At 67.2% G+C, this 25,231-nt stretch carries 21 protein-coding genes and 1 other RNA gene; 6 read left to right on the top strand and 16 right to left on the bottom strand.

Features of this window, described 5'->3' with window-relative positions:
- Positions 1-3 precede the first annotated feature (3 nt).
- The 7 genes from mraY to QM732_RS19200 form a co-directional block, all read right to left on the bottom strand.
- The gene (gene mraY / locus QM732_RS19170) at positions 4-1,182 is read right to left on the bottom strand and encodes a phospho-N-acetylmuramoyl-pentapeptide-transferase (protein ID WP_415657692.1); all 1,179 of its coding nucleotides are present in this window, start codon (positions 1,180-1,182) and stop codon (positions 4-6) included.
- Entirely contained in the window at positions 1,172-2,554 is a 1,383-nt protein-coding gene (locus QM732_RS19175) for a UDP-N-acetylmuramoyl-tripeptide--D-alanyl-D-alanine ligase (RefSeq protein WP_415657693.1), read from the bottom strand. The genes mraY and QM732_RS19175 overlap by 11 nt, the downstream gene beginning before the upstream one ends.
- A gap of 82 nt (positions 2,555-2,636) precedes the next feature.
- Entirely contained in the window at positions 2,637-4,103 is a 1,467-nt protein-coding gene (locus QM732_RS19180) for a UDP-N-acetylmuramoyl-L-alanyl-D-glutamate--2,6-diaminopimelate ligase (RefSeq protein ID WP_415657694.1), read from the bottom strand.
- Positions 4,103-5,890 (bottom strand): peptidoglycan D,D-transpeptidase FtsI family protein, encoded by a 1,788-nt coding sequence (locus tag QM732_RS19185; protein ID WP_415657695.1) that lies wholly within the window; start codon positions 5,888-5,890, stop codon positions 4,103-4,105. The genes QM732_RS19180 and QM732_RS19185 overlap by 1 nt, the downstream gene beginning before the upstream one ends.
- Positions 5,887-6,150 carry a cell division protein FtsL gene (ftsL, locus tag QM732_RS19190; protein ID WP_415657696.1) on the bottom strand — a complete coding sequence of 88 codons (264 nt, stop codon included), beginning with the start codon at positions 6,148-6,150 and terminating at the stop codon, positions 5,887-5,889. Before ftsL ends, QM732_RS19185 begins: the two co-directional genes overlap by 4 nt.
- A 4-nt stretch (positions 6,151-6,154) precedes the next feature.
- Positions 6,155-7,096: a 16S rRNA (cytosine(1402)-N(4))-methyltransferase RsmH gene (rsmH, locus tag QM732_RS19195; protein ID WP_415657697.1), complete on the bottom strand. Its 942-nt coding sequence runs from the start codon at positions 7,094-7,096 to the stop codon at positions 6,155-6,157.
- Between the two features lie 11 nt (positions 7,097-7,107).
- Complete coding sequence (locus QM732_RS19200; RefSeq protein ID WP_415659417.1) at positions 7,108-7,539, bottom strand: division/cell wall cluster transcriptional repressor MraZ; 432 nt, start codon at positions 7,537-7,539, stop codon at positions 7,108-7,110.
- Between the two features lie 708 nt (positions 7,540-8,247).
- Here QM732_RS19200 and QM732_RS19205 point away from each other — a divergent pair.
- Positions 8,248-8,403 (top strand): hypothetical protein, encoded by a 156-nt coding sequence (locus tag QM732_RS19205; RefSeq protein WP_415659443.1) that lies wholly within the window; start codon positions 8,248-8,250, stop codon positions 8,401-8,403.
- Here QM732_RS19205 and QM732_RS19210 read toward each other — a convergent pair.
- On the bottom strand, positions 8,376-9,842 hold the full coding sequence (locus QM732_RS19210) for an IS5 family transposase (RefSeq protein ID WP_415654708.1): 1,467 nt from the start codon (positions 9,840-9,842) through the stop codon (positions 8,376-8,378). The genes QM732_RS19205 and QM732_RS19210 overlap by 28 nt on opposite strands.
- Positions 9,843-9,982: 140 nt before the next feature.
- On the opposite strand from QM732_RS19210, the gene istA reads away from it, so the two are divergent.
- Positions 9,983-11,395 (top strand): IS21 family transposase, encoded by a 1,413-nt coding sequence (gene istA, locus QM732_RS19215; protein ID WP_415657698.1) that lies wholly within the window; start codon positions 9,983-9,985, stop codon positions 11,393-11,395.
- 85 nt (positions 11,396-11,480) lie between these two features.
- Entirely contained in the window at positions 11,481-12,272 is a 792-nt protein-coding gene (gene istB, locus QM732_RS19220; protein WP_415657699.1) for an IS21-like element helper ATPase IstB, read from the top strand.
- Between the two features lie 334 nt (positions 12,273-12,606).
- Here istB and QM732_RS19225 read toward each other — a convergent pair whose 3' ends face one another.
- Together QM732_RS19225 and QM732_RS19230 are read right to left on the bottom strand one after the other, a co-directional pair.
- Positions 12,607-13,026 carry a CopD family protein gene (locus tag QM732_RS19225; RefSeq protein ID WP_415657700.1) on the bottom strand — a complete coding sequence of 140 codons (420 nt, stop codon included), beginning with the start codon at positions 13,024-13,026 and terminating at the stop codon, positions 12,607-12,609.
- The gene (locus QM732_RS19230) at positions 13,023-13,421 is read right to left on the bottom strand and encodes a DUF3817 domain-containing protein (RefSeq protein WP_415657701.1); all 399 of its coding nucleotides are present in this window, start codon (positions 13,419-13,421) and stop codon (positions 13,023-13,025) included. The genes QM732_RS19225 and QM732_RS19230 overlap by 4 nt, the downstream gene beginning before the upstream one ends.
- Before the next feature lie 100 nt (positions 13,422-13,521).
- Between QM732_RS19230 and QM732_RS19235 the strand changes: the two genes are divergently transcribed.
- Positions 13,522-14,481, top strand: a complete 960-nt coding sequence (locus QM732_RS19235; RefSeq protein WP_415657702.1) for a GlxA family transcriptional regulator — start codon at positions 13,522-13,524, stop codon at positions 14,479-14,481.
- 685 nt (positions 14,482-15,166) lie between these two features.
- Positions 15,167-17,521: an ATP-binding protein gene (locus tag QM732_RS19240; protein WP_415657703.1), complete on the top strand. Its 2,355-nt coding sequence runs from the start codon at positions 15,167-15,169 to the stop codon at positions 17,519-17,521.
- Here the strand turns inward: QM732_RS19240 and QM732_RS19245 are convergent.
- The 4 genes from QM732_RS19245 to rnpB form a co-directional block, all read right to left on the bottom strand.
- Entirely contained in the window at positions 17,496-18,374 is an 879-nt protein-coding gene (locus tag QM732_RS19245) for a carbonic anhydrase (RefSeq protein ID WP_415657704.1), read from the bottom strand. The genes QM732_RS19240 and QM732_RS19245 overlap by 26 nt on opposite strands.
- Before the next feature lie 43 nt (positions 18,375-18,417).
- Positions 18,418-19,626: a multidrug effflux MFS transporter gene (locus tag QM732_RS19250; protein WP_415657705.1), complete on the bottom strand. Its 1,209-nt coding sequence runs from the start codon at positions 19,624-19,626 to the stop codon at positions 18,418-18,420.
- A 99-nt stretch (positions 19,627-19,725) separates the two neighbouring features.
- Positions 19,726-21,306, bottom strand: coding sequence for a methyl-accepting chemotaxis protein (locus QM732_RS19255; RefSeq protein ID WP_415657706.1), 1,581 nt, complete (start codon positions 21,304-21,306; stop codon positions 19,726-19,728).
- A 234-nt stretch (positions 21,307-21,540) separates the two neighbouring features.
- An RNA gene (rnpB, locus tag QM732_RS19260) (RNase P RNA component class A) lies at positions 21,541-21,868 on the bottom strand.
- 39 nt (positions 21,869-21,907) lie between these two features.
- On the opposite strand from rnpB, the gene cysK reads away from it, so the two are divergent.
- Positions 21,908-22,825 (top strand): cysteine synthase A, encoded by a 918-nt coding sequence (gene cysK, locus QM732_RS19265; protein ID WP_415657707.1) that lies wholly within the window; start codon positions 21,908-21,910, stop codon positions 22,823-22,825.
- A 26-nt stretch (positions 22,826-22,851) separates the two neighbouring features.
- Here cysK and QM732_RS19270 read toward each other — a convergent pair whose 3' ends face one another.
- Positions 22,852-23,877, bottom strand: a complete 1,026-nt coding sequence (locus QM732_RS19270) for an FHA domain-containing protein (protein ID WP_415657708.1) — start codon at positions 23,875-23,877, stop codon at positions 22,852-22,854.
- Positions 23,850-25,217 carry a S1 family peptidase gene (locus tag QM732_RS19275; RefSeq protein WP_415657709.1) on the bottom strand — a complete coding sequence of 456 codons (1,368 nt, stop codon included), beginning with the start codon at positions 25,215-25,217 and terminating at the stop codon, positions 23,850-23,852. The genes QM732_RS19270 and QM732_RS19275 overlap by 28 nt, the downstream gene beginning before the upstream one ends.
- Positions 25,218-25,231 lie beyond the last annotated feature (14 nt).

Genomic DNA, 25,231 nt, shown 5'->3' on the forward strand with positions numbered 1-25,231 from the left:
CACTTATCGCAGCTTGAGGCTGGCCAGGCCGATCAGGCACAGCAGCATGGTGATGATCCAGAAACGGATGACGACCTGCGTCTCGTTCCAGCCGCTCTTCTCGAAGTGGTGGTGCAGCGGTGCCATCTTGAAGATGCGCCGCCCCTCGCCGAAGCGCTTCTTCGTGAACTTGAACCAGCTCACCTGCAGCATCACGCTGAGTACTTCGGCGACGAAGATGCCCCCCATGATGCCCAGCAGGATCTCCTGACGCGTGATGACGGCCAGTGTGCCCAGGCCGCCGCCCAACGCCAGCGCGCCCACGTCGCCCATGAAGACCTGGGCCGGGTGGGCGTTGAACCACAGGAAGGCCAGGCCCGCGCCGGCCATGGCGGCACAGAAGATCAGCAGTTCGCCTGCGCCGGGGATGTAGGGCAGCAGCAGGTATTTGGCGAACACTGACGAGCCGGTCAGGTAGGCAAACAGGCCCAGCGCCGAGCCCACCATGACGACGGGCATGATGGCCAGGCCGTCCAGGCCGTCGGTGAAGTTCACGGCATTGCTGGTACCAACAATGACGAAATAGGACAGCCCCACGAAGCCCCACACGCCCAGCGGCATCGAGATGGTCTTGAAGAAGGGGATCAGCAGGTCAGCCTTGGGCGGCAGCTCGGTCGAGAAGCCGCTGGTAACCCAGCGGAAGAACAGCTGCACCACGCCCAGGAACGATGTCTCCGACACGCTGAACGCCAGGTAGATGGCGGCGACCAGTCCGATCAGGCTCTGCCAGAAGAACTTCTCGCGGCTGCGCATGCCCTCGGGGTTCTTGTCGACAACCTTGCGCCAGTCGTCCACCCATCCCACGGCGCCAAAGCCCATGGTGACCAACATGACTACCCAGACGAAGCGGTTGCTCCAGTCAAACCACAGCAGCGTGGACACACCGATCCCGATCAGGATGAGCACGCCCCCCATGGTGGGCGTGCCACTCTTGGCCAGGTGGGCCTGCACGCCGTAGCTGCGCACGGGCTGGCCTATCTTCATGGCAGTCAGGCTGCGAATGACCCAGGGTCCGAAGGCCAGTCCGATCAGCAGTGCCGTCATTGCGGCCATTACCGCGCGGAAGGTGATGTACTGGAACAGGCGCAGAAAGCCCAGGTCTGGGTAGATGCCCTGCAGCCACTGGGCGAGGCTAAGCAGCATGGCCGTCTCCTGATTGAGATTGAAGTGCGGAGACCACTTGTTCCATCTTCATGAAGCGCGAGCCCTTGACCAGAGTCTGGGCCGCGTCGGGTTGTTCATTCAGGGCCGCAATCAGCGCGGCCGTCGTGTCAAAAGCCCGCGCCGATGGGCCATAGGCCGAGGCCGCGTCGCGGGCGGCCGCGCCGGCCGTCCACAGGTGCGCAATGCCACGCTGGGACGCATAGGCGCCCACCTCACGATGGAAGGCCGGCCCGTTATTGCCCACCTCTCCCATGTCCCCAAGGATGAGCCAGGCCTCGCCGGGCATGTCGGCCAGCAGGTCGATTGCGGCACGCACGCTGTCGGGATTGGCGTTGTAGCTGTCATCGATCAGCGTGCGGCCGAATGCGTCGGCCTTCGACTCGGAGCGCCCCTTGACTGCGCGGAAGGCCTGCAGCCCGTCGGCAATGGCGGCTAGCGGCGCGCCGGCGGCAAGGGCACAAGCTGCCGCTGCCAGCGCATTGCGCACGTTGTGCTCGCCAGCCAGTTGCAGCGCTACCGGCGCCATGCCGGCCGGCGTGTGGATCTCCAGCGCCCAATGCCGGCCCATCCAGGTGGCATCGCCCGTCACGTCGGCCTGGCCGCGCAGCGCAAAGCTCAGATGCGGGCGCGAACCAGCCAGCTCCAGCCAGATGGGCGCGCAGGCATCCTCGGCCGGAAACACGGCGCAGCCACTGGATCCCAATGCCTCGATGACGGCACCGTTCTCGCGCGCGACGGCCTCGACGGTGGCCATGAACTCCTGATGCTCGCGCTGCGCGTTGTTGACCAGGGCCACGGTGGGTGCGGTCATCACGGCCAGCGGCGCAATTTCGCCGGGATGGTTCATGCCCAGCTCGACGACGGCAGCACGGTGGCTGACTTCGTCATCGTGGCGCAGGCGCAGCAGCGTCAGCGGCACGCCGATATCGTTGTTGTAGTTGCCCTCGGTGGCCAGTGCCGCATCGCCCACCCATGCGCGCAGGATGCTGGCGATCATCTGCGTCGTCGTCGTCTTGCCGTTGGAGCCCGTGACGGCGATGACGGGCAACTGCTGCAGACGGCGCCAGGCCGCGGCGAGCTGGCCCAGCGCAGCCTTGGCGTCTGGCACCAGCAAGCCCGGCAGCCCGGCCTCGGCCAGGCCGCGTTCGGCCAGCGCCGCAACCGCGCCGGAAGCCTTGGCTTCGCTGAGGAAGTCATTGGCATCGAATCGCTCGCCGCGCAATGCGACGAACAGGTCTCCGGCCTTGAGCGTGCGCGTGTCACTGTGCACGCGGGCGAAGCCCGTCTCACCATCGCCGACCAGCGTCGAACCCGGCAGCAGTGCCTGCGCTCGAGCGAGCGTCAGAAACATGCGCCCCCCTCGTCCGATGCGTACGTCGGCCGCCCCGTCGAAGGGCAGCTCACTAGCTTGGGCAGACCCAGCGCTGCGAGGTTCACAGGCCCGCCCTTTCCAGCAGCGCCGCACGCGCCTCGCCGACGTCGGAGAACGGGCGGCGCACGCCCATCACCTCCTGGTAGTCCTCGTGACCCTTGCCGGCGACCAGCACGATGTCGCGCGGCCCGGCCTGGGCAATGGCCGTTCGGATGGCCTCCTCGCGCGCCTCGATGACCAGCGCCTGCGGCGCTGCCACGGCGATGTCGGCCATGATCCGTGCGGGCGCTTCGGTACGCGGGTTGTCGGTCGTTACGAAGACGCGACCGGCCAGGCGCGCGGCGATGGCGCCCATCAACGGGCGCTTGGTCGCATCGCGGTCACCGCCGCAGCCGAACACGCAGACCAGCTCGCCGCCGCGCGCCTGGGCCAGGCCCTGCAGCGCCGACAGCGCCTTGTCCAGCGCGTCCGGCGTGTGCGCGTAGTCGACGACCACCTGGGGCAATTCACGACCGTTGCCAACACGCTGCATGCGACCCGGCACTGGTGTCACGCAGGTCAGCACACGGGCCACGTCGGCCAGCGCATGGCCTTGCGCGCGCAGTGCGCCGGCCACGCCCAGCAGGTTGGCCGCGTTGTAGTCGCCGATCAGGCCGGTCTGCACGTGGACCGCCTCGCCGCCCTCATGCAGCGTAAAGGCCAGCCCCTCGCCGGTGTAGTGCAGGCCGCGCGCTGTCAGACGAGCGTCGGTACGCTCGACGCCGGTAGTCCAGACTTCCAGCGACGCCAGCTCCGCCGCCAGGCCCTCTCCCTTGGGATCGTCGAGGTTGACGACTGCGGCGCGCAGGCCGGGGAAATCGAACAGCGCACGCTTGGCTGCCCAGTAGGCGCCCATGGTGCCGTGATAGTCCAGATGGTCCTGCGTGAAATTGGTGAACACGGCTACGCGCACGGCGCTACCAGCCAGCCGGCCTTCGACAATGCCAATGCTGCTGGCCTCGATGGCGCAGGCAGAGAAGCCCTGGTCGCGCATGCGGGCGAAGGCTGCCTGCAGCAGCACGGGGTCTGGCGTGGTCAGGCCGTTGTAGTCCAGCCTGGGCGGCTCGCCGATGCCCAGCGTACCTACGACGCCGCAGCGTCGGCCCAACTGACTGGAAGCCTGCGCGATCCACCAGGCCGACGAGGTCTTTCCGTTCGTGCCGGTGACGGCGATGACGTCCAGCACGTCGGTGGGATTTCCAAAGAAGGCCGCAGCGATTTCACCGGTGCGCGCCTTAAGCCCCGGCAGCGAAGCCACGCGCGCATCGACAAAGCCGAAGCGCTCGACGTCGCCATCCTCCACCAGGCAGGTGGCGGCACCTGAGGCCAGCGCCGCGGCAACGAACTCGCGGCCGTCACGGGCATAGCCAGGCCATGCGATGAAGGCGTCGCCCGGTTGGACATGACGGCTGTCGGTGCGCAGCGTGCCGGTGCACCATTCGGCCAGCCAACGGGCGGCAGCGTCGGAGGATTTCAGGCGTGTCAGCATCAGAAGCTCTCCTCGACCGCGACAGCCTTCTGGTTGGCGACGATCTGGCTCTTCACGTCCAGGTCTGGCTGCACGCCCAGCAAGCGCAGTGTCTGCGCCGTGACCTGGCTGAACACCGGGCCGGCGACCTTGCCACCGTAGTAAGCACCGGCCGTGGGTTCGTCCACCATGACGGCGACAACAATGCGCGGCTTGCTGATGGGTGCCACGCCGACAAACCAGGAACGGTACTTGTGGCTGGCGTAACCGCGCCCCTCCTGCTTGTGCGCCGTGCCACTCTTGCCACCGATGCTGTAGCCAGGCACCTGGGCATCAGGTGCCGTGCCGCCGGGGCCGGCCGCAGCTTGCAGCATCAAGCGCAGCTCCCGGGCCACCTCAGGCTTGAAGACGCGGATGCCGGCGACCGGATGGTCGTGAGGCTGGCGCAGCATGCTGACCGGAATGATCTCGCCGTCGCGCGCGAACACCGTGTACGCCCGGGCCAGCTGGAACAGCGATGCCGACAGGCCGTAGCCATAGCTCATGGTGGCCTGCTCGATAGGCCGCCAGGTCTTGTAGGGGCGCAGCTTGCCGGAGATGGCGCCAGGAAAGCTGATCTGCGGTCGCTGGCCCAGGCCGATGGCCGTGAACATCTCGTGCATCTCCCGCGGCGGCATCTGCATCGCCAGCTTGGCGGCGCCGATGTTGCTGGAGAACTTGATGACCTCGCGCACCGGGATCACACCATGGGCTTTGGTGTCGCTGATGACAGCCCCTTGGAATGCGTACTTGCCATTGCCGGTATCCACCAGCGTGTCGGGCGTGGAGCGGCCGGTCTCCATGGACAGGCCGGCGATGAAGGGCTTCATCGTCGAGCCTGGCTCGAAGACGTCGGTCAGCGCGCGGTTGCGCAGTTGCTCGCCGGAGAGGTTCTGTCGGTTACCGGGGTCGTAGCTCGGGAAGTTGGCCAGGGCCAGCACCTCGCCGCTTTGCACGTCCAACACGACGACGGAGCCGGCCTTGGCCTTGTTCTCGGCCACCGCGTCACGGATGCGCTGGTAGGCGAAAAACTGCACCTTGGAGTCGACGGCAAGATCGATGTCGTGGCCGTTGGCGGCAGGCACGATATCGCCGATGTCCTCGACGACGCGGCCAAGGCGGTCTCGCACGACCGAGCGCGAGCCGTCGCGGCCCTGCAGCTCCTTCTGGAAGGCCAGCTCGATACCCTCCTGGCCACGGTCCTCGACATTCGTGAAGCCCACTACATGAGCCGCCGCTTCGCCCTCCGGATACTTGCGGCGGTACTCGCGGTCCTGGAAGATCCCCTTGAGGCCGATGGCTTTCACGCGCGCGGCGGTGTCGTCGTCGGCCAACCGCTTGAGCCAGACGAAACGGGCCTCGGGGTTGAGCTTGGATGCCAGCTCCTTGTTCGACAGGCCTAGCGCCTTGGCCAGTTCGCGGCGCTTTTCGGCGTCGGTGTCGACTTCCTTGGGAATGGCCCAGATGGATGGCACGGCCACACTGGCGGCCAGCACCTGGCCGCTGCGGTCGTTGATGCGGCCGCGGCTGGCCGGCAGCTCCAGCGTGTGTGCGTAGCGAGCCTCGCCCTGCTTCTGGAAGAACTCGGTGTGCAGCACCTGCACGTAGATGGCCCGGCCCAGCAAGCCTGCGAAGGCCAGGCCCACCAGTGCGACAAGGAAGCGCGAGCGCCAGGGTGGCGTCTTGGAGGCCAGCAGCGGGCTGGTGGAATAGCTGACGCCGCGCCCCGAGCCCAGGGCACGCGCGCCGGACTTGTGTCCCTTGCTCATTGCGACACCCCCGACGCGACGACGGCCGGCGAGATCACGCGCATGCCCAGGCGTTCGCGGGCCACCTGCTCCACGCGCAGGTTGGTTGCCTGCGCATGACGCTCGGCCTTCAGCCGCTCGGCGTCGGCGGCCAGACGCTGCCCTTCGTTCTTCGCACGCTCGCGCTCGGCGAAGAGCCGACGCGACTCGTAGGCGTTGTGCACCAGCGCCAGGCCGCTGGCCAGCACGGCCAGCAGGAGGATGAGGTTGAGCTTGGCCACGGCGTCACACCACCTTCAATGGCGCGTCCGTGCGCTCGGCCACACGCAGCACCGCGGAGCGCGCGCGGGGGTTGGCAGCCACCTCTGCAGCGCTGGGCATCACGCGGCCCAGCGCCTTCAGCGCCAGCGCCGGGGGCGGCGCGAACGGCGCCCGGCGGTCCACCTCAGCCTTGCTGTGGGCAGCGATGAACTGCTTGACGCGCCGATCCTCCAGCGAATGGAAGCTGATAACGCTCAGCCGTCCACCAGGCGCCAACAGGCGAAGCGCAGCGCTCAACCCCTGCTCAAGCTCCTCAAGCTCGCCATTGACATGAATCCGAAGGGCTTGAAAGGTGCGTGTTGCCGGGTCCTGGCCGGGCTCGCGGGTCTTGACCGCGCGAGCCACGAGTTCGCGCAATTCGTCGGTGCGCGCGAGCGGCGCACCGGTTTCGCGGCGAGCAACAACCGCCTTTGCAATCTGTGCAGCAAACCGTTCTTCGCCATAGTCTCGAATCACCCGTGCAATCTCGCGCTCGTCGGCGCTGGCGAGGAAGTCCGCCGCGCTCAGCCCTCGCGTCGTGTCCATGCGCATGTCCAGCGGCCCGTCGAAGCGGAAGCTGAAGCCACGCGCCGGGTTATCGATCTGCGGGCTGGACACGCCCAGGTCCAGCAGCACGCCATCCACCTGATGCACACCCAGCGCCGCCAACTGCTCGGCCATGTCGGCAAAGCCGCTGTGGACGATGGCGAAGCGTGCGTCGGTGATGGCTGCTGCCGCGGCGATGGCCTCCGGGTCGCGGTCGATGGCTATCAGACGCCCCTCAGGCGCCAGCCTCGACAGCAGCGCACGTGAATGTCCGCCGCGGCCGAACGTGCCATCCACGTAGATGCCGTCCGGCCGTGCAAGCACGCCATCGACCGCCTCGTTCAGCAGCACGGTGGTGTGGCGGAACGTGGTCTCGTCCATCCCGGCGGCCATCAGAAGCTGAAATCCTTGAGCGCGTCGGGCAGCGGACCGGCCATCACGTCGGCCTCGTGGGCAGCATGGGCCTCGGCATCCCAGAGTTCGAAGTGGCTACCCATGCCCAGCAGCATCACATCGCTCTTGAGCCCGGCGCTCTTGCGCAGCTCGGGCGAGATCAGCACGCGCGCTGCCGAGTCGATGTCGACATCCATCGCGTTGCCGAGGAAGACCCGCTTCCAGCCGGCGGCCGACATCGGCAGTGCCGCGACCTTGTCGCGAAAGACCTCCCAGGTCGGCCGCGGGAACAGCATCAGGCAACCATCGGGATGCTTGGTGACCGTCAAGCGCCCCTGGCAGAGCAACTGCAGCACCTCGCGGTGTCGGCTGGGCACACTCAGGCGGCCCTTGGCGTCTAACGCCAAGTTGGAGGCTCCCTGAAAGACGATTTCCGACACTTTTCACCACGAAACGACACTTCCTCCCACTTTAAGGGTCGGACCGTAGCGGGTCAAGGTTCGGCACAAGTTTTTTCAATGAAATCAAGCACTTAGGGTTGACTGTCGTTTTATACAGTTATGCCGAGAAAATACGTTCATAAATAAGGACTTGGCAGGATGTTGCGAAGTGGAGCTTGAACTACGCACTCAACCTTCATCACGTTTGTCCCATGTTCCGGCGAGGCACCTTCCGCCCGGCGAGCTAGCGGTACGGACTCGCAAACTGAGGAATTCGCCCACCAGCGGTTGTCACGGTCGCAGATCGACGCACGCCCCCGCCAAAGAAGCGCCATGCGCGCCCCTCGCGAAGCCTGGACCACGGTCGCGAACTGGCGTCCACCGTCAAGCCAGCCACCCTCCCCGCCTCAGACCAGTTCACAGGTGTCAGCGATCGGCATAAACCGGCCACCCGAGGATCGGCATATACCGGCCAGCTGAGCCGGTAGACAACGGCGACCAGGATCGGCATCTGCCGGCCAGCACGTGATCGGCATTTACCGGCCAGTGCAGGATCGGCATATACCGGCCACTTCGTGATCGGCGTTTACCGGCCAGCCGTCGGCCGAGAAGGCGTCTCGAGTCTTCAACCACCTCACCGCTACCGTCCCTGGCTTTCGTTGCCTGGAGGGCTGGCAGGTGGGTCGCAGAAGGATCGAGATGTTCCAGTACCGACAAGTGCTCGTGCGGCTGCGCGCGGGCGACACGGCGCGCGAGATCGCGCGCAGCGGCCTGCTGGGCCGCGACAAGATCACTGAGTCGGCCCTGCAAATTTCTATTCCACCAACTCAGCGCAGCGTGAAGGCGAGCCGGTGATCGATGGCCGTTGATCGGCCTGAGGCGGTCGCGGAGCGATGCAGGGCCAGCCAGGCCAATGCAGCGAGGCTGCGCAAGTACAAGAGAAGGGCCGCCAGGCCCAGACGCACGATGGCACGCAGCAGCCAGCGGATGTTGAAGCCGGCCGCGCACAGCACGGCGTGCAAGGCGTCGCCCTCGCTGCCCTTGAGCCAGCAGCGATGCATCCCGTTGTCGTGCTTGGTGTGGCCGATCACCGGCTCGATCGCCTGACGACGCTTCAGCCAGCGGCGCTGCGTGTTGGTCAGCGTCTTGTGCTTGCCGCGATGGATCACCTGCACCGGCGCGACCTCGTGATCCACGCCGCGGTAGCCCAGATCGACGATGGCCGTCGTGGGCTTCACACCGAGGTCCTGCAGCAGCACCGTGGTCTGCTCGATTTGTGCGGCCAGGGTGTGGCCGTCGAACGGGTTGCCGGGGAAGCTCCTGGCGCCCACCATGAGGCCTTGCCTGTGCGTCACCGCCAGGCTCACCTTGCAGCCGAACTCGTAGGGTTGGCGGGCCTTGCCCTTGCCGATGCACTCCGCCTCCGGCGCGTGCAAGGCGTAGAGCTTGCCCTTGTCGTGCGGACGCTGTGTGCGGATGCGCTCGGCCCGCTGCAGCCAGATGTTCAGCTGATCCTGGGCCTGCTGCGGCAGCGTCACCATCTTGCGCTGCACGTCGCGCAGCAGCGCCCCGAGGATCGTTCGCTGGCGGCGCAGCACGCGCTTCAAGCGCTTGAACTGCTTGGCGTGGGCATAGCCGGCCGCGCGCCGGCGCAGCGTCTTGCCCTCGCGCTGATGCGTCTGCTTGAGCTGCAAGCCCGCGCGCTGCGCCAGCCGCGCGATCTTCTCGCGCGCCACCTCCAGCAGCCGGCTGTCGGTCGGGTGAGCGATGGCCTTCTCCTGCACCGTGCTGTCGACGATCACGCGCTCGAACTCCGCGGGCCGGATCGCCTTCATGCCCACGGCCGCCTCGATCGTGGACTTCAGCAACTGCTCCACGCCGGCCTCGCCGAGCACCCGCCGGAAGCGCCCGATCTGCGTCGCGTCGCAGGGCAGCCGCGGTTCGAAGTACACCTGTCCGCTGAAGAACTGGAAGTACACGTCCTGGGCCCAGCGCTCGACCACCGACTCGTCGCTCTCGCCATAGGCGTGCTTCAAGTACAGCAGCGCCACCATCAGCCGGATCGGCAGCCGTGGGCGGCCACGCTGGCTCACGCCGGCTCCGGCCACCGCCAGTGTCGGGCCGAACAGGTCGGTGTCCTCGATCACACGGCCGGAGCGATCCTGGTGCGCGAACAGCGGCGCCAGCGACGCCTCGATCTGCGCCCACGGCATGCGCGTGGCCAGCACCGCCAGCGCGTGGCGCATGTCGATCATTTGCTCCAGGCGCGCGCGGAAGAAGTCGTCGGTGGCCATCGGCGGTGGTCTCCAAACTCCCAGGAACTGCGCGTCATTGCAACGCAAACTGGGAGTTCGGACTATCGGCGATCACCCGCAATGCCAGTGTTCATGCGGGTTCCAGGCGTTTTGCAGGCCTGACCACTGAGCTGGTAAAGGTGGCGCAGGCCCGTGCTTGGCTCGATGCCGCCGCCGACTTGCCCGACGACGCAGCCATCGTCATGGCGCTGACGCCGCCCAAGCGGGCCGCCTCCACCGTCTCCAGCCTTGAGCCGCTGCGCGAGGTCGTGCAGCGCTGGTTCGACGCCGGCGTGCAGGGCAGCGCGATCCACGCCGCCCTCAAGCGCGAGCACGGCTTCACCGGCAGCTACTCGGCGGTGCGGCGCATGCTGCAAGGCATGCAGGCTGCGCGGCCACCGGAGGCGACGGTGCGCCTGTCGTTCGCGCCGGGCGAGGCCGCACAGGTCGACTTCGGAGCCGGCCCCGTGCTGACCCATCCGGACGGCAAACCCCGGCGGACCTGGGCCTTCGTGATGACGCTGGCCCACAGCCGCCACCAGTACGTCGAGTTCGTCTGGGACCAGACCGTGGCGACCTGGCTGGGCTGTCACCGCCGCGCCTTCGAGTGGTTCGATGGCGTGCCCGAGCGCGTCATTGTCGACAACGCCAAGTGCGCCATCGTGAAGGCCTGTCGGCACGACCCGCTGGTGCAGCGCGCCTACGCCGAGTGCGCCGAAGGGTACGGCTTCCGAATCGAGGCCTGCCCGCCTCACGACCCGCAGAAGAAGGGCATCGTCGAGTCCGGCGTGAAGTACGTCAAAGGCAACTTCCTGCCCACGCGGCGCTTCCGCGACCTGGTCGACCTCAACGCGCAGGTCCGTACCTGGGTGCTGGAGGAGGCGGGGCAGCGTCGGCACGGAACGACATTGCAGCAGCCACTGGTGCTGTTCGCACTGGAGCGCCCGCTCATGCGTCGGCTGCCTGCCATCGCACCCGACCTGGGCACGTGGCAGCGCGTCAGCGTGCATCGCGACTGCCATGTGCAGTTCGATCGAGCCTTCTACTCCGCGCCCTTCACCCATGTGGGCCAGGAGCTGTGGCTGCGCGCCACCGACAACGTGGTGGTGCTCTACGAGGACTACCGGCATCTGGCGTCGCACCTGCGCGCCCGGCGGCCGGGTCAGCGCATGACGCAGCGCGACCACCTGCCGCCGCCGGCGCGTGCCTTCTTCGCTCGCGACAAGGCCTGGTGCCTCGCACGCGCCGCCGACGTCGGGCCCCGCTGCGCGGAGCTCGTCGAGCGCCTGCTGGCCGATCGCGTCAGCGAACGCCTCAGAGCGGCCCAGGGCGTGCTCGCGCTGGCCACGCGTTACGGCCACCAACGACTGGAGACGGCCTGCGACCGCGCGCTCACGCATGACAGCGCGCACTACCGCACCGTCAAGACCATCCTGGCCACCGACGCCGACCTGCAGCCCAATGCTGCGCCCGACACGCCGGCGGCCTATGGCCATGCCCGCTTCACGCGCGCCGCTGCCGAGCTCTTCGACGGCGAAGGCACACGGCACTGAACCTCGCCTCGCACGACGCGGCCGGCGGGGCCGTGGACGCGCGCGCGAGGCCAGCTCGATGCCACGGCCCCACCAAGGACTCCACATGAACACCAGCCCCATCCCCGAGCTCACGCCGCAGCTGAAGATGCTGCGCCTGTCGGGCATCCTCGACTCGCTCGAAGCCCGCAACCGCCAGGCCATCGAGGGCAAGCTCGCCTACACCGAGTTCCTCGCCATGCTGATCGGCGACGAGGTCGCCCGGCGCGAGAACAAGAAGCTCTCGATGCGGCTGCGCCGCGCCCAGTTCCGCACGACCAAGACGCTGGAGCAGTTCGACTTCGAGCGGCTGCCGAGGCTGAACCGCGCGCTCGTGGCGGACCTGGCCGCCGGGCGCTACCTCAGCGAGAAGTCCCCAGTACTCATCGTTGGCCCGTCGGGCATCGGCAAGTCGCATCTGGCGCAGGCGCTCGGGCACTGCGCGGTGCGCCAAGGCGTCGACGTGGTCTTCTCCACCTGCACGGCACTCACCCAGAGCCTGAACGCGGCGCGGGCCACCGGCGCATACGAGCGCCGGCTCGCCACGCTGGCGCGCGTGCCGCTGCTCATCATTGATGACTTCGGGCTCAAGCCACTTCGCGCGCCCGCCGACGAGGACCTGCACGACCTCATCGCCGAGCGCTACGAGCAGGCCGCCACCATCGTGACGAGCAACCTGGACTTCGCCGAGTGGGATCAGGCCTTCGTTACCAACCGGCTGCTCGCCTCGGCCACGTTGGACCGGCTGCGCCACAACGCCTATTGCCTGGAGTTGGACGGGCGCAGCTACCGCGACCCGAAGGTGCCACCGGCGTCGAAAAAGGGGGGATCGAAGGGCCCTGAAAACACCGCAAAATGAAGGCCCCTACGGGGTCGTTCGAGACGCCCCTCGGCACAGGCTCAAGTGGCCGGTAAATGCCGATCGCGAGTGGCCGGATTACGCCGATCAATGACAACAGGCGACAGGACAACGATCACGGCCGCCCGGCCTGTCAAGCGACATCCAGTACACCCCCCAAGGGGCGGCAATACTTGACGTCACCTCACACCGGAGATGGCCTGAAAGCTGACGCGCGACCCCGAACGTCAAGGCGTTCGTTTCTAGAGGAACTGCCCCGGCACAAGTAACGCTACTGCTGCATATTGCTTGGTCGCTGCGGAGAAGGCCGCCCGGACCGCCATCACTTGGCCATTCAGAACGGCTTGATGGTGGCCAGCAGTGCGATCGCTACCGCACAAGCCACGACGCACCATAGCCGCCACGAACTCGCCGCCGCCGCTGCGCCGGGCTTCTCCGCCAAAGTCCGCAGCCGCCCCGACTGCACACCATGGATCACAGAAACGGCCACCACAAACGCGAGCTTTAGCTGAAGCCAGGCGCTAGAGAACCAGTGCCCTTGAACGGCGGCGAAGATTCCAAACGCCCATACAAGGAACATCGCGGGGGTTGTCACTCCGCGGTCCCATCGGCGCACCGCTCTTGCAGCGTTACCCATGGCTTCTGGGCCAACTGGCATTGACAGAAGAAGCGATACAGCCAAGGTGCCTCCAAAGAAGACCAAGGCAGACGCAACGTGAAGACCCTTGAGCGCCAAGTAGACGGACGGGATCAACGCTGACTCTCCTGCAGCAATGACGCCGCTCTGCGAGCAATCCGCTTTCGGTTGAAGAACCCTCCGAATGGAAGCATTGCCCCCAGAAAGAGCAATGCAACCTCGCGTGGACGCCACCCGCCCGCAGCCACAGTCTGAACGATGAGCCAGGCATATATCAAGAACGCCAGCCCATGCACTGGTCCCATCACCTTCACCGCCAAGGCTGAGCCGGCGAGATGTTTCAGCGGGACGGCAATACCGAGTAAAAGGATGAGTGTTACGGCCTCGCAGATTGAGGCGAACTCAAGCGAGCGCAACTGTTCAATCTCAGCTCCAAGGAGCGACGTTGTGTCTCTGCTGTTCGCTGTCGACCGTTGAGTGGGGAGGTGCTGATCATGGGGTGTCGATGGCATAGCGTCATGGCTGAGGTGAAGGTCATTTGTAACGCGACCCTCCTAGTGACCGCGAGTGGCAGAATTGCCATCATTTGGTTGATTTCTGCCAACCCGCAACATGAAGACGGTTGCCATCCTGGCTTCAAAGAGCGTCATTCCCTATGACCTTGGCATCGCCTGCGATGTATTCAGTCGCGTGAAGCTGCCAAACGGAGAGGCCGGCTACCGAGTCCGCGTGTGTGCCGAGTCGGACCGGGTCGCAGCCGGTTCGTTCGAGATCTGCACGCAATGGCGCCTGAGAGAGCTGAGCTCCGCTGAAATTGTCATCGTGCCAGGCATCGAGGATGTCCACGCCCCCTTCTCACCCTCTGCGCTTCGGGCTGTTCAAAGAGCCCATGAGAAAGGCGCTCTGGTCGCATCCATCTGCAGCGGCGCGTTCCTTTTGGCAGCAGCGGGCCTGCTGGATAGCAGGCGAGCAACCACGCACTGGGCTGCAACAGCCGAGCTGAAGCGACGGCACCCGGAAGTCGACGTTGACGCTGATGTGTTGTTCGTCGACAGTGGCGACGTCGTCACGTCCGCTGGCGCCTCGGCGGGACTCGACATGTGCCTCTATCTGGTGCGGCGCCACTACGGCGAAGCTGTTGCCGCTCACTCAGCTAGGCTGGCAGTTGCCCCGCTCTACCGCGACGGTGGCCAAGCGCAGTTCATCCAGCAACACGCCCCCGCCGGAAACGGCACACTGGCACCGCTGATCGACTGGATGCTGCGCAACCTCGACCAGCGCCTTGACGTAGCGACTCTGGCCGCTCGCGCCTGCATGTCACCTCGAACCTTCGCGCGCCGGTTCGTAGAACAAGTTGGGTCAACGCCCGTTCAGTGGTTGCTTAGGATGCGGGTGCGGCGAGCACAGGAGTTGCTTGAAACGTCAGCCGCCTCCATTGAGAAGATCGCCAGCGCCACCGGATTCGAATCACCGATAACGTTCAGAGCCCGTTTCCATCGCGTGGTCGGATTGCCTCCAACGGTGTACCGCAGGCGGTTCAAGATGAACGCTGCCCCCAACCCAACAGCCTGACTCACGATGGGCGGCGGGTTGGCCGCGTCCCGCCCGGCACGAAGCGCGGGCCGCTCCGTGCAGAACGACTATGCGGCCGCCTCCGATGCGAAGGCGCGCTTCGCGAAGTCTCCCGGGATACCGACCAAATCGTCTGCAACTTCAGCCGGCAGCGTGCACTGCTTTCCCCGACGAAATGGGTTCCGCAGTCATGGAAGGCCAGTACGAAGCGCGCCTTGGCGAGGTCCATGTGATCGACCTGCCCCTCCTGGCCGGTGAAAAGCACGTCAGGCACCGCGACGGACTAGCCCGGCAGATCCGGTCCGTGGCGAAGCCGTCGAAGGACGGAGCCAATCCTGGTTTTGCTGCACATATCACGGCATGCGCTGAGCATTGCTCACTCAGAATGTTTGGCAAGCGGCGATTTCTGCTGAAATTTCAGGCGGTTTCAGCCTGCCGCCCACCCACCGAGGAAACCATGTGCCGTTCTTGCTCCCCGTGTGCTTCGGGCAACGCCTTGCCGCCGCCGCAGGTGCGCCACGCATACCATGCATGACATGGACACGCGCATGCCGAAGAACGCCGAGCCGATGGTCGAGGCCATCGCGGCCTATCGTCGACGCCTCACCGCCCCCCGAAAAAACGGGCCAGGGACGACCCGAGTGCGTCGGGGCGCGCGCCTGCCTCATGCCGGCGTGACTGCATCTTGAGCCGCCAGCACTCATCCTCGCTCTTCGCCGCCCTGGCCTTGGGCGCCAGCATCGGCCTGCTGCTGCCGGCACTCATCGTCGGCGGCCTCTTCATCGGGCTGCGCGAATCCAGGGTGGCCGAGCAGTCCCTGCAGCGTGACCTGGATGCAAAGCTGGACGTGCTGGCTAGCAGCCTGCCCGAGCTGCTATGGAACCTGGATGCCGTCGCGGCACGCGAGGTGGTATCGGCCATCGTCAAGTCGCCTGAGGTCGTGCGCGTCAGCGTCAACGACGCGTCGCAAGGCCTTCCCTTCATCGAGAACCACCTTCCCGAACGCCGACTGGGCCAGACGCTGACCGGCGGGCGGGATATCCTGCGTGGCGCCACACGCATCGGCCACATCCAGATCGAGATCGACGACCACCTCAGCACGGCTGCCGTGCTGCGCCAGCGCTGGCTCTACGGCGCGACCGTCGGCGGCCAGTTGCTGGCCTCGCTCGCGCTGGTGCTGTGGCTGCTGAATTCGCGGCTGTTTCGCCCGTTGCGCGAGCTGGGCGGCTTCGCCAACGACCTCGCCGAAGGTCGTTTCAGCGCCAAGCTGGAGCACCGGCGCGATGACGAGATCGGCCAGTTGGGCAGCCACCTGGAGCACATGCGCGACGCGCTTCAGCAGCAGTTCGACGCGCAGCGCCACCTCATTGAGCGACTGCGCGGCATGTCCGAGACCGTGCCCGGCGTCGTCTACCAGCTGCGCTTGGCCGTCAGCGGCGAGTTCAGCTTCGCCTACGTCAGCGAAGCCGTGCGCGAGTACTTCCTGCTCGGCAGCGCAGAACTCAGCCGCAGCGCCGCCCCCTGGTTCGAGCGCATCCACCCTGACGACCGCGCCATCGTGCGCGAAAGCCTGCTCGCCTCGGCCCGCAACCTCAGCCCCTGGCAGCAGGAATTCCGCACCCCCCAGGCCGATGGCGGCGAGCGCTGGCTGTACGGCAACGCCATCGCCCAGCGCGAGGCCGACGGCAGCGTGCTGTGGCATGGCTTCCTGACCGACATCTCGCGCCAGCGCCGAGACGCGCTGGAACTGGAGCGCTACCGCCATCACCTGGAGGAACTGGTCGAGGCGCGTACGGCCGAACTGGCCGAGGCCACCCAGGCGGCGCAAGCAGCCAGCCTCGCCAAGAGCGCCTTCCTCGCCAACATGAGCCACGAGATACGCACGCCGATGAACGCCATCATCGGCCTGACCTATCTTGCCCAGAGCGACACCATCGAACCCGAGCAGCAGCAGCGGCTGCAGAAGGTCGCCGATGCCGCCGAACACCTGCTCAGCGTCATCAACAACGTGCTGGACTTCTCCAAGATCGAGGCTGGCAAGGTCCAGCTGGAGCGACGCGAGTTCACCGTCGACCAAGTGCTGGACAACATCGCCAACATGACGACGCAGGCTGCCGCCGCCAAGCGCCTGCGCGTCGAGACCGACATCGCGCCGGCCCTGCGCGGGCGGGCGCTGATCGGCGACCCGCAGCGCATCTCTGAAGTGCTCCTGAACTTCGCCGGCAACGCAGTCAAGTTCACAGACACGGGTTTCGTGCGCCTGAGCGCACGGCTGGCCGAGGGCGGAACCGGCCCCGGACTGGCGCTGCGCTTCGAGGTGGAGGACAGTGGCATCGGCATCGCGCCCGAGGCGCAGGCCCGCCTCTTCCGTGACTTCGAGCAGGCCGACAGCTCAACGACGCGCCGCTACGGCGGCACCGGCCTGGGCCTGGCCATCTGCCGTCGCCTGGCCGCGCTGATGGGTGGCAGCGTCGGTGTCGACAGCGAACTGGGTCGCGGCAGCAGCTTCTGGTTCACGCTCAACGTCGAAGCTGCGGCTTACACCCCCTCGACGGCCACGCCAGCGCCGCGGCCGCACTCGGCGCGCGAACGGCTGGCCGGACTGGCCAGGACGGAGCCGCGCCGCATCCTGCTGGCCGAGGACAACCCGGTCAACCAGGAGGTGGCCGTCGCCCTCATCGGCAGTGCCGGGCTGGCCGTGGACGTGGCCGTGGACGGCCGCCAGGCCATCGAGATGGTCAAGGCCGGCGACTATGCCCTCGTACTGATGGACGTGCAGATGCCCGTCATGGACGGCCTTGACGCGACCCGGGCGATCCGTCGGCTGCCCCAGGGCGCCACGCTGCCCATCCTGGCCATGACGGCCAATGCCTTCGATGAGGAGCGCCGGCGCTGCCTGGATGCCGGCATGGACGACCATGTCGCCAAGCCCGTCGTCGCCGAGCAACTGTTCGCGACGCTCTACGACTGGCTGTCAGGGTCGCGCACGACGGCCGCGGGCCGCCCTGGTGCCGTCAGGGACCGCCCAGCGACTCCTTGATGACCCGGCCGGAGCCAGCCTGCAACGGCCGTGCGTTCATCGGGTAGAGGCGGGCAAAGACGTCGAGCTGTTGGCCCGACAGCGCGACCGGCTGGCGCAGCACCATCCACAGAACGCCCTCGCTGCAGGGCGGGGTCGTCAGCGAGCCCATGTAGGTGTAGTAGCCCCGCTCGTCGGGCAGCAGCTGGTTCAGGTCGATGAGCGCCTGGGCCGGAAGCGCCTCGCCCTTTTCCAGAGGCAGGTTGCCCCAGACGGTCTGGATGATGGGATGGGCCTTGTCATCGCGCCCCCGCTCCAGCAGCACCGCGACCACGGCCAGCCGGCCCTGGGCATCCCGATGCACGAGATGGGCCACCATGTCGAACTGCTTGCCGTTGACGCGCTCCTCGCTGGGGCGGTGGAAATGGAACTGCTGCAGCTCGTAGCGCCGGCCCATGACGGTAAGCCCATTGCCCGGCGCGACGTCGACCTGGATGGTGTGGCCGTTGTCCAGCACCGAGAAGCTGCCGGGCCGATAGTCGAAGGCGATGGGTTCCAGATCGACGGCCAGCCCCTCGCGAATGTCGATGGGGCTCTGGCGCGTGCCGATGGCGCAGAGCCGGTTCTCGGGCGCCAGCTCGGCCCAATGCTCCGGCCCAACCTCTCCCGCATAGCCCCAATGCATGGGCTTGGGCGTCTCGGCCTTGGGCGTCCGTGCGGCCTTGGCCGCAGGCCGGGCGGTGGCAAGGCCTTCGACCGGAGTCGCCAGCCGCTCCGCCAGGCGCTGGCGCAGCACCTCGACAGGCTCCTTGGGCTCCTGGGCCTGAGCAGCAAGCGCGAGCAGGCAGGCGGAGAGAGTCACGCGCGTTTTCATGCCGGTCATTTTCGGCAGGCTAGCCGCGAGCTTGAGCGGCACATCAGGCAGCGATCGAGCGCCTGACGCCGTACCAAGCCACCAGGCCGATCAGCATCAACCCTGCGGACGTAAGCGCCAGGGCCACCGTTGAATGCATGACCAGCGGCACCAGCAGGCCCGCGACGAGGCCGTTGGCCGCCGAACCAATGCAGGCTTGCAGCGATGAGGCCATCCCGCGGCGCTCAGGCACCTGATCCAGCACCAGCAGCGTGACGACCGGCACCATCATCGCCCACCCAAAGGAGAACAGGCCGATCAGTGGCAGCGCCCAGAAGGCGTTCAGCGGCGCGACCAGATTGAGCGCAATGTTGACGGCCGAAACCGCCACCATGATGCGGAAGCCCCGCATGATCTGGCGCTGCGGCGACATCTTGCCGGCCAGCCGGCCGCTGACGGCGGCGCCGGCCATGATGCCGCCGATAGTGCACAGAAAGAACCAGAAGAACTGCGTCGGCGCGAACTGCAGATGGTCGCCCAGGAACACCGGCGTGGCCAGCACGTAGAGGAACATGCCGTTGAACGGGATTCCGCTGGCCAGCACCAGCATCATGAAGCGCTTGCTGGTGCACAACCGCCAGTACTCGCGCATCAGCGCACCGACGTGGAAGGGCTGGACCAGGTTGGGATGCAGCGTCTCAGGCAACAGCCGCCAGTTGGACACCAGCAGCGCCGCAGAAACCGCCGTCAAGAACCAGAAGATCGAGTGCCAGTCGGCGTGCACGAAGAGGAAACCGCCCACCATGGGCGCGATGGCCGGCGCAACGCCGAAGAACAGCGTCACCTGCGACATCACCCGCTGCGCGTCCGCGGGCGGGAACATGTCGCGGATGATGGCCCGCGACACGACAATGCCCGCGCCGGCCGACATGCCTTGCACCGTGCGCCAGAACACCAACTGGCCGATGGAGCTTGCCACCGCGCAGCCGATGCTGGCCCCTGTGAAGACGGCCAGGCCGACCAGCACGACAGGCCGGCGGCCGAAGCAGTCCGACAGCGCACCGTGGAAGAGATTCATGAAGGCAAAGCCCAGCAGGTAGGCCGACAGCGTCTGCTGCATCTCCACCGGCGTCGCATCAAGCGCCTCAGCAATGCCGGCGAAGGCCGGCAGGTAGGTATCGATGGAGAAGGGGCCGACCATGGCCAGGCAGGCCAGCAGAACGGACAGGGCCCAGCGGGGCGCGCGCCACAGGCGGCTGGCGTCAGGATTCATCGGGGCGGTCGGGTGGACAGGCAGGCAGCCACGGGTTGCGGCGGCCGCCCAGTGTATCGACCCGCCCCCACGCGTGCCTGCGTGGGGTTGCGGCTCGCCTCACGCAAAACCGTGTCGCGACTGCGCCGTCTTGAACTGCGCGATGACGTCGAGCAGGCCGGCAGCCTGCTGCCGCAAGCTCTCGGCCGCAGCGGCACTCTGCTCGACCAGTGCGGCGTTCTGCTGTGTGCCCTGGTCGATGGATGCGACCGCCTGGTTGACCTGGCCGATGCCGCTGCTTTGCTCGGTGGCAGCGGCGTTGATCTCGGCCATCAGGTCCGTCATGCGGCGCACCTGGCTGACGATGTCGCCCATGGTCGCGCCGGCCTCGCCGACGAGCTGACTGCCGGCATGGACTTTCTCGACGCTGGCGCCGATCAGTCCCTTGATCTCGCGCGCCGCCTGCGCACTGCGCTGGGCCAGGGCACGCACCTCGCCGGCCACGACGGCAAAGCCGCGCCCCTGCTCTCCGGCCCGCGCAGCCTCCACTGCCGCGTTCAGCGCCAGGATGTTGGTCTGGAAGGCGATCCCATCAATGGTGCCAATGATGTCGGCGATGCGGCGACTGGAATCGCTGATCTCGCCCATGGTGGTCACGACGCGCTGCACGACGTCGCCGCCACGCCCCGCCACCTCGGTCGCGGCGGTGGCCAGCGGGCTGGCCTGGCGGGAGTTCTCGGCAGCCTGCTGCACCGTGGACGTCATCTCCTGCATGGACGCCGCAGTCTGCTGCAGCGCGCTGGCCTGCCGCTCGGTGCGGCTGGACAGATCATGGTTGCCTGTCGCAATCTGCTGCGACGCGGTGGCGATGCTGTCCGCCGACTGGCGCACACGCCCCACCATGTCCACCAGGCCGTCGTTCATGCGCTTGAGAGCGGCCAGCAGCTGGCCAGTCTCGTCGTCACGGTCGACGACGATGTCCGAACTCAAGTCGCCCGAGGCTACCGCCTCGGCCAGCCGCACGGCCCGCTCCAGCGGCCGCGTAACGGCATTGCTCAGCGCCCAGCCCAGCAGTACCGCGGCAGCCACAGCCGCGACGCTGGCACTCGCCATCACCGCGCGGTCGCGGCCATAGGCAACCTCGGTCTGGCGCACGCGCGCAAGAGACTCGCGCCCCTCGTAGGCGAGGTAGTCCTCGGTGGCCTTCAACAGCGCAGCGAGCAACGGACGGCACTCGCCGTTCATCTTGGCGATCGCCTCGTCGCGCTTGCCGTCCAGCGCCATGCCAACGATGGCCAGGGCCACCGGGCCGTACTGGGCCTCGATACGTTCCATGTCGGCCACCAGGGCAGCATCGCGCTCGCCCAGGTCGCCCGCCTGGGCCACCGCCTGCTTGAGCGCGGCCATGACCCGCCCCATGTCCTCGTGCGCCCGGGTGACGGCCGCCTTCTCAAGGTCACGGTCGGCCGGCGTCGTCACCAGCACCAGGTTGCGCGCCGCAATGGCCCGCCGAGACGCCGCCCCACGCACGTCGTTGACCAGGCTCTCACGCTCGCCGACGCCCTCCAGGTAGCCGGTGAAGCGGCCGTTGGATCGGCTCAGTGAGTTCAACGCCAGGCCCGACACCAGCAGCACGACAGCCGCCAGCAGGGCGAAGCCCAGCATCAGCTTGGAGCGCAAACGCAGATTGCTCAACTTCATCGCAACACTCCCCTTGATGTCGCCCGAAGCCTGAACCCAGCACTCGATTCGGGCACTTCGAGCACCGTGGAAGATTCGATGGCCGCCCGGCCCGGGGCGGCGGCTGCGCCGCGCGGCGCCAGGCATGGAGTGGCACGACGTCGCGATGGGGCTAACGTCGTTAAAGCGTGAATCTAGCCGCTGCAAACGCGCTTGGCGAGGAAAAAAGGATGCGGGAAGGGGAAGCGAAAGAAAGAGTGAAGCAAGCCGATAGGCCGGATTCTGTGCACCGCCCTCCCCTTGCGGTTCGGACGGCGTGACCGCCATTCCTCTGGGCCGGACATCACTGCCCGGCTCGGTGCCACCTACCCGCCAGCTCTGCGAGCCGCATCGACGCTGGCCTACTTGGTGTTGCTGCGCGTAGAGATTGCCCGTTTCACCCGGACTTAACCGGCTCGTCTCTGTTGCTCTGATCCTCGGCTTACGCCGGGCAGCCGTTAGCTGCTACGCCGCTCTATGCAGTCCGGACCTTCCTCCAGGGCCATGTTTCCATGCTTGCCCCAGCGGCGGTCTGGCTTGCTTCACACTAGCGATTATCTCAGCACTGCCCCAGGGAACGCGAATGAAAGCCGCCAGCATCCTCGACACCATCGGCAACACCCCCCACATCCGCGTGCAGCGCCTGTTCGGCGCCAACGAAGTCTGGATCAAGTCCGAGCGCAGCAACCCGGGCGGCTCGATCAAGGACCGCATTGCGCTATCCATGATCGAAGACGCCGAGGCGCAAGGCCTGCTCAAGCCCGGCGGCACCATCATTGAGCCGACCTCCGGCAACACCGGCGTAGGCCTGGCCATGGTTGCGGCCGTGAAGGGCTACAAGCTCATCCTCGTGATGCCCGACAGCATGAGCGTCGAGCGCCGCCGCCTGATGCTGGCCTACGGCGCAAGCTTCGACCTGACGCCTCGCGAGAAGGGCATGAAGGGCGCCATCGCCCGAGCCCGCGAGCTGCTGGAGCAGCACCCCGGCTCATGGATGCCGCAGCAGTTCGAGAACGCAGCCAACCCGGCCATCCACGTCAAGGCGACAGCGCAGGAGATCCTGCGCGACTTCCCCGAAGGTCTGGACGTGTTGATCACGGGCGTGGGCACCGGCGGCCACATCACTGGCTGCGCCCAGGTGCTGAAGGCCGCCTGGCCCGGGCTCAAGGTCTACGCCGTGGAGCCCAGCGCCTCGCCGGTCATCAGTGGCGGCCAGCCCAGCCCCCACCCCATCCAGGGTATAGGCGCCGGCTTCATCCCGGCTGTGCTGGACACCGCGCTGCTTGACGGCGTCATCCAGGTCGAGGCCGAGGCCGCGCGCGAGTACGCCCGCCGCTGCGCCCGCGAAGAAGGGCTGCTGGTGGGCATCTCCAGCGGCGCAACACTGGCCGCCATCGCGAAGAAGCTGCCCGAGCTGCCCGCGAATGCGCGCGTGCTGGGCTTCAATTACGACACCGGCGAGCGCTACCTGTCCGTCGAGGGCTTTCTGCCTCAGAACTGAGCGCTCCCGCGCAGGGCCGGCGGCAGCTACTCGCCGCTTGGATCTTCCTCGAAGCCCTCGTTGTCCTTGCGGGCCTGCTTGGCCAGTTCAGCCTTCAGCGGCTTCAGCGATTCGATGAGGGTTTCGGGCGGCTTGGGCGACACGAGGCGCAGAGCCGGCGGGGGCAGGCTGGCGAGGTAGGGCGGACCGAAGACGTATTGCTGCTCCTGACGGCTGCCAACCTGCAGGCCCAGGCCCAGCAGCAGCAAGGCCACGATGCCGCCGTTCAACGTCCGCCGCGCACCCGGCCAAACGAGACGTGAATGCCAGGCGACCAGCACCGCAGCACCCACGGGCGTTGCCAGCGACTCCAGGGCCAACAGGCGCGGCCAGGACACAGCGTAGGCGATTGCCGGCAGGGTCCAGTCCAGCACCTGCAGCACCACGACGACGACCAGGGCGCGGCGCAGATGCGTCGTGAACGGGAAACGATGCCGGAACAGCTGGCTGGCCAGCGACCACAACCCTGCCCAGGCGAGCACGAAGGCAAGCGGAGCCAGCAGCGGCGACGCATAGTCCACCCAGCGCGCGTCGGGGTCGACGGCGCTCCAGCGATCCACCCACTGGAAGAACAGCATCGACACCAGCAGCAGCGGCACCAATGCCCAGTGGCGCGTCTTGTCGACGATGAGCAGGTGCTCCGGCGCCAGCCTGTCATCGGTAGTGCGCAGGCGCAGCGAGCAGCCGGCCAGTTGGAAGACACCGCCCGCGGGCAACGGGGCTTCGTCGCCGGCAACCATGCGCTGCCGGCCGACGTGGCCGCCGTTGCGGCTTTCCAGCAGTTTCAGCAGCACGCCTCCGCCCGGCGCGAGGTGGAGTTCCGCATGCTCGGCGGCGAGGTGGCCGTCGTCCAGCACGATGTCGCAGCCGGGCGAGCGGCCGATGCGCACCGGCCACCTCGTCACACGCTGCACCAGGGTGGCGCGGCCGTCGCGGCCCAGCAGCTCGACGACGGCCGATGCCGGCGCCACCGGGGCGTCCGCCATCACTTGGCCTTGCTGCTGTTCGTCCACGCGAAGCCCTCCAGGTAGTGCGCCGCAAGCTTGAGCGCGTTGTCGAAGCTGACGCCACGGGCGTCGAAGCGGCCCAGCGCGCCTTCCTTGGCGGCATCCACCGTCGTCACAAGGACACTGAGGTCGTGCAACCCCTCCAGCTTGCGGTAGGCGCGCAGGCAGACGACGGCACGCAATGGCAGGCCGTCGCGGTCAACGAACTGCTCCTTGCAATAAGGCGCGGTACGCGACTTGTCGGCCTGTCCCAGTCGCTCGTTGCGGAAGCTGCCCGAATACTGGCGCGCGAAACGCAGCGCGCCGAGCTTGCTGCCGTCATAGGCCTCGTGGGACATGTCCAGCCAGCCGGTCTGCAGGTTCCCGCCCACGAAGAGCGGATGGTCCATGCGGCATTGCGAACGCTCAAAGTCCAGGCCCTTGGTGTCGGCGGGCGTGCCCCGTCCCCAGCAGCGCATGAAGTCCTGCTTGGGCACCGGCAGGCGGTAACGGTCGTTGTTGGCACTCTCCCAGGGCAGAGCCAGGAAGCGGGTGACGAGTTCGTCCTGGTACCTGGTGAGCTGGTCGCGCAGCCGGCTCCAGGCCGCGGTGCGAATCGGCTTGGCGGCGAGGCTGCGCTTGACCAACCCTTCCGCGAACTCGCCGGGCACCAGGAAGCTGACCTGCTGCGCGAAAAGCAGCGTGGACACGTTGACGCCAACGACCAAGCCGTCCTCGTCCAGCACCGGGCCACCACTCATGCCGGGGTTGATGCCGCCAGCGTAGTAGATCAGCGGGTCGAAGCTACGCTCCACCAGGCCGTTGTAATTGCCCTCGACGACGGCGAAGGCGACGTCGTGCGGGTTGCCCATGGAGTAAATGCGCTCGCCCTTGGCCAGTGGCTGGCTCTGCGGCCTGAAACCCAGCGCGCCGCGGCCCCTCAGCCCCCCGCCTTTGCCGTCATCGACGGCACGCAGCAACGCCAGGTCGCGGCGGGCATCGAAGTCCAGCAGCTCCAGCGCGCCGCTCTGGCCATCGGTCGTCGCGTAGCGCAGTCGGTAGCTGTCGGGCTCCAGCGCGAACTGGCTGATGACGTGGTAGTTGGTGACAACGTGACCGTCGTCGCTGACGAGAAAGCCCGAGCCCACCGAGGCCTGGCTGTCCTGGGTCTTGAGCAGCGTGCGGATCTGCAGCAGCTGTCCTTTGCTGCGCTCGTACAGGCGCCGAGCGCTGGCGGACACGGTGGGCGGCTGCTGGGCCTGGGGCGCTGCGGCGGGGGGAGCAACGGGCGGCGCCGGCTGCGCGGCGGCGAAGGCAGCCAGGCCGGCGAGGGCCATACCTGTCAGCAGCTTCAAACAGGACTTCATCAACAAGCGAAACC

The organism is Roseateles sp. (assembly GCF_047654805.1).
GTDB lineage: Bacteria > Pseudomonadota > Gammaproteobacteria > Burkholderiales > Burkholderiaceae_C > Pelomonas.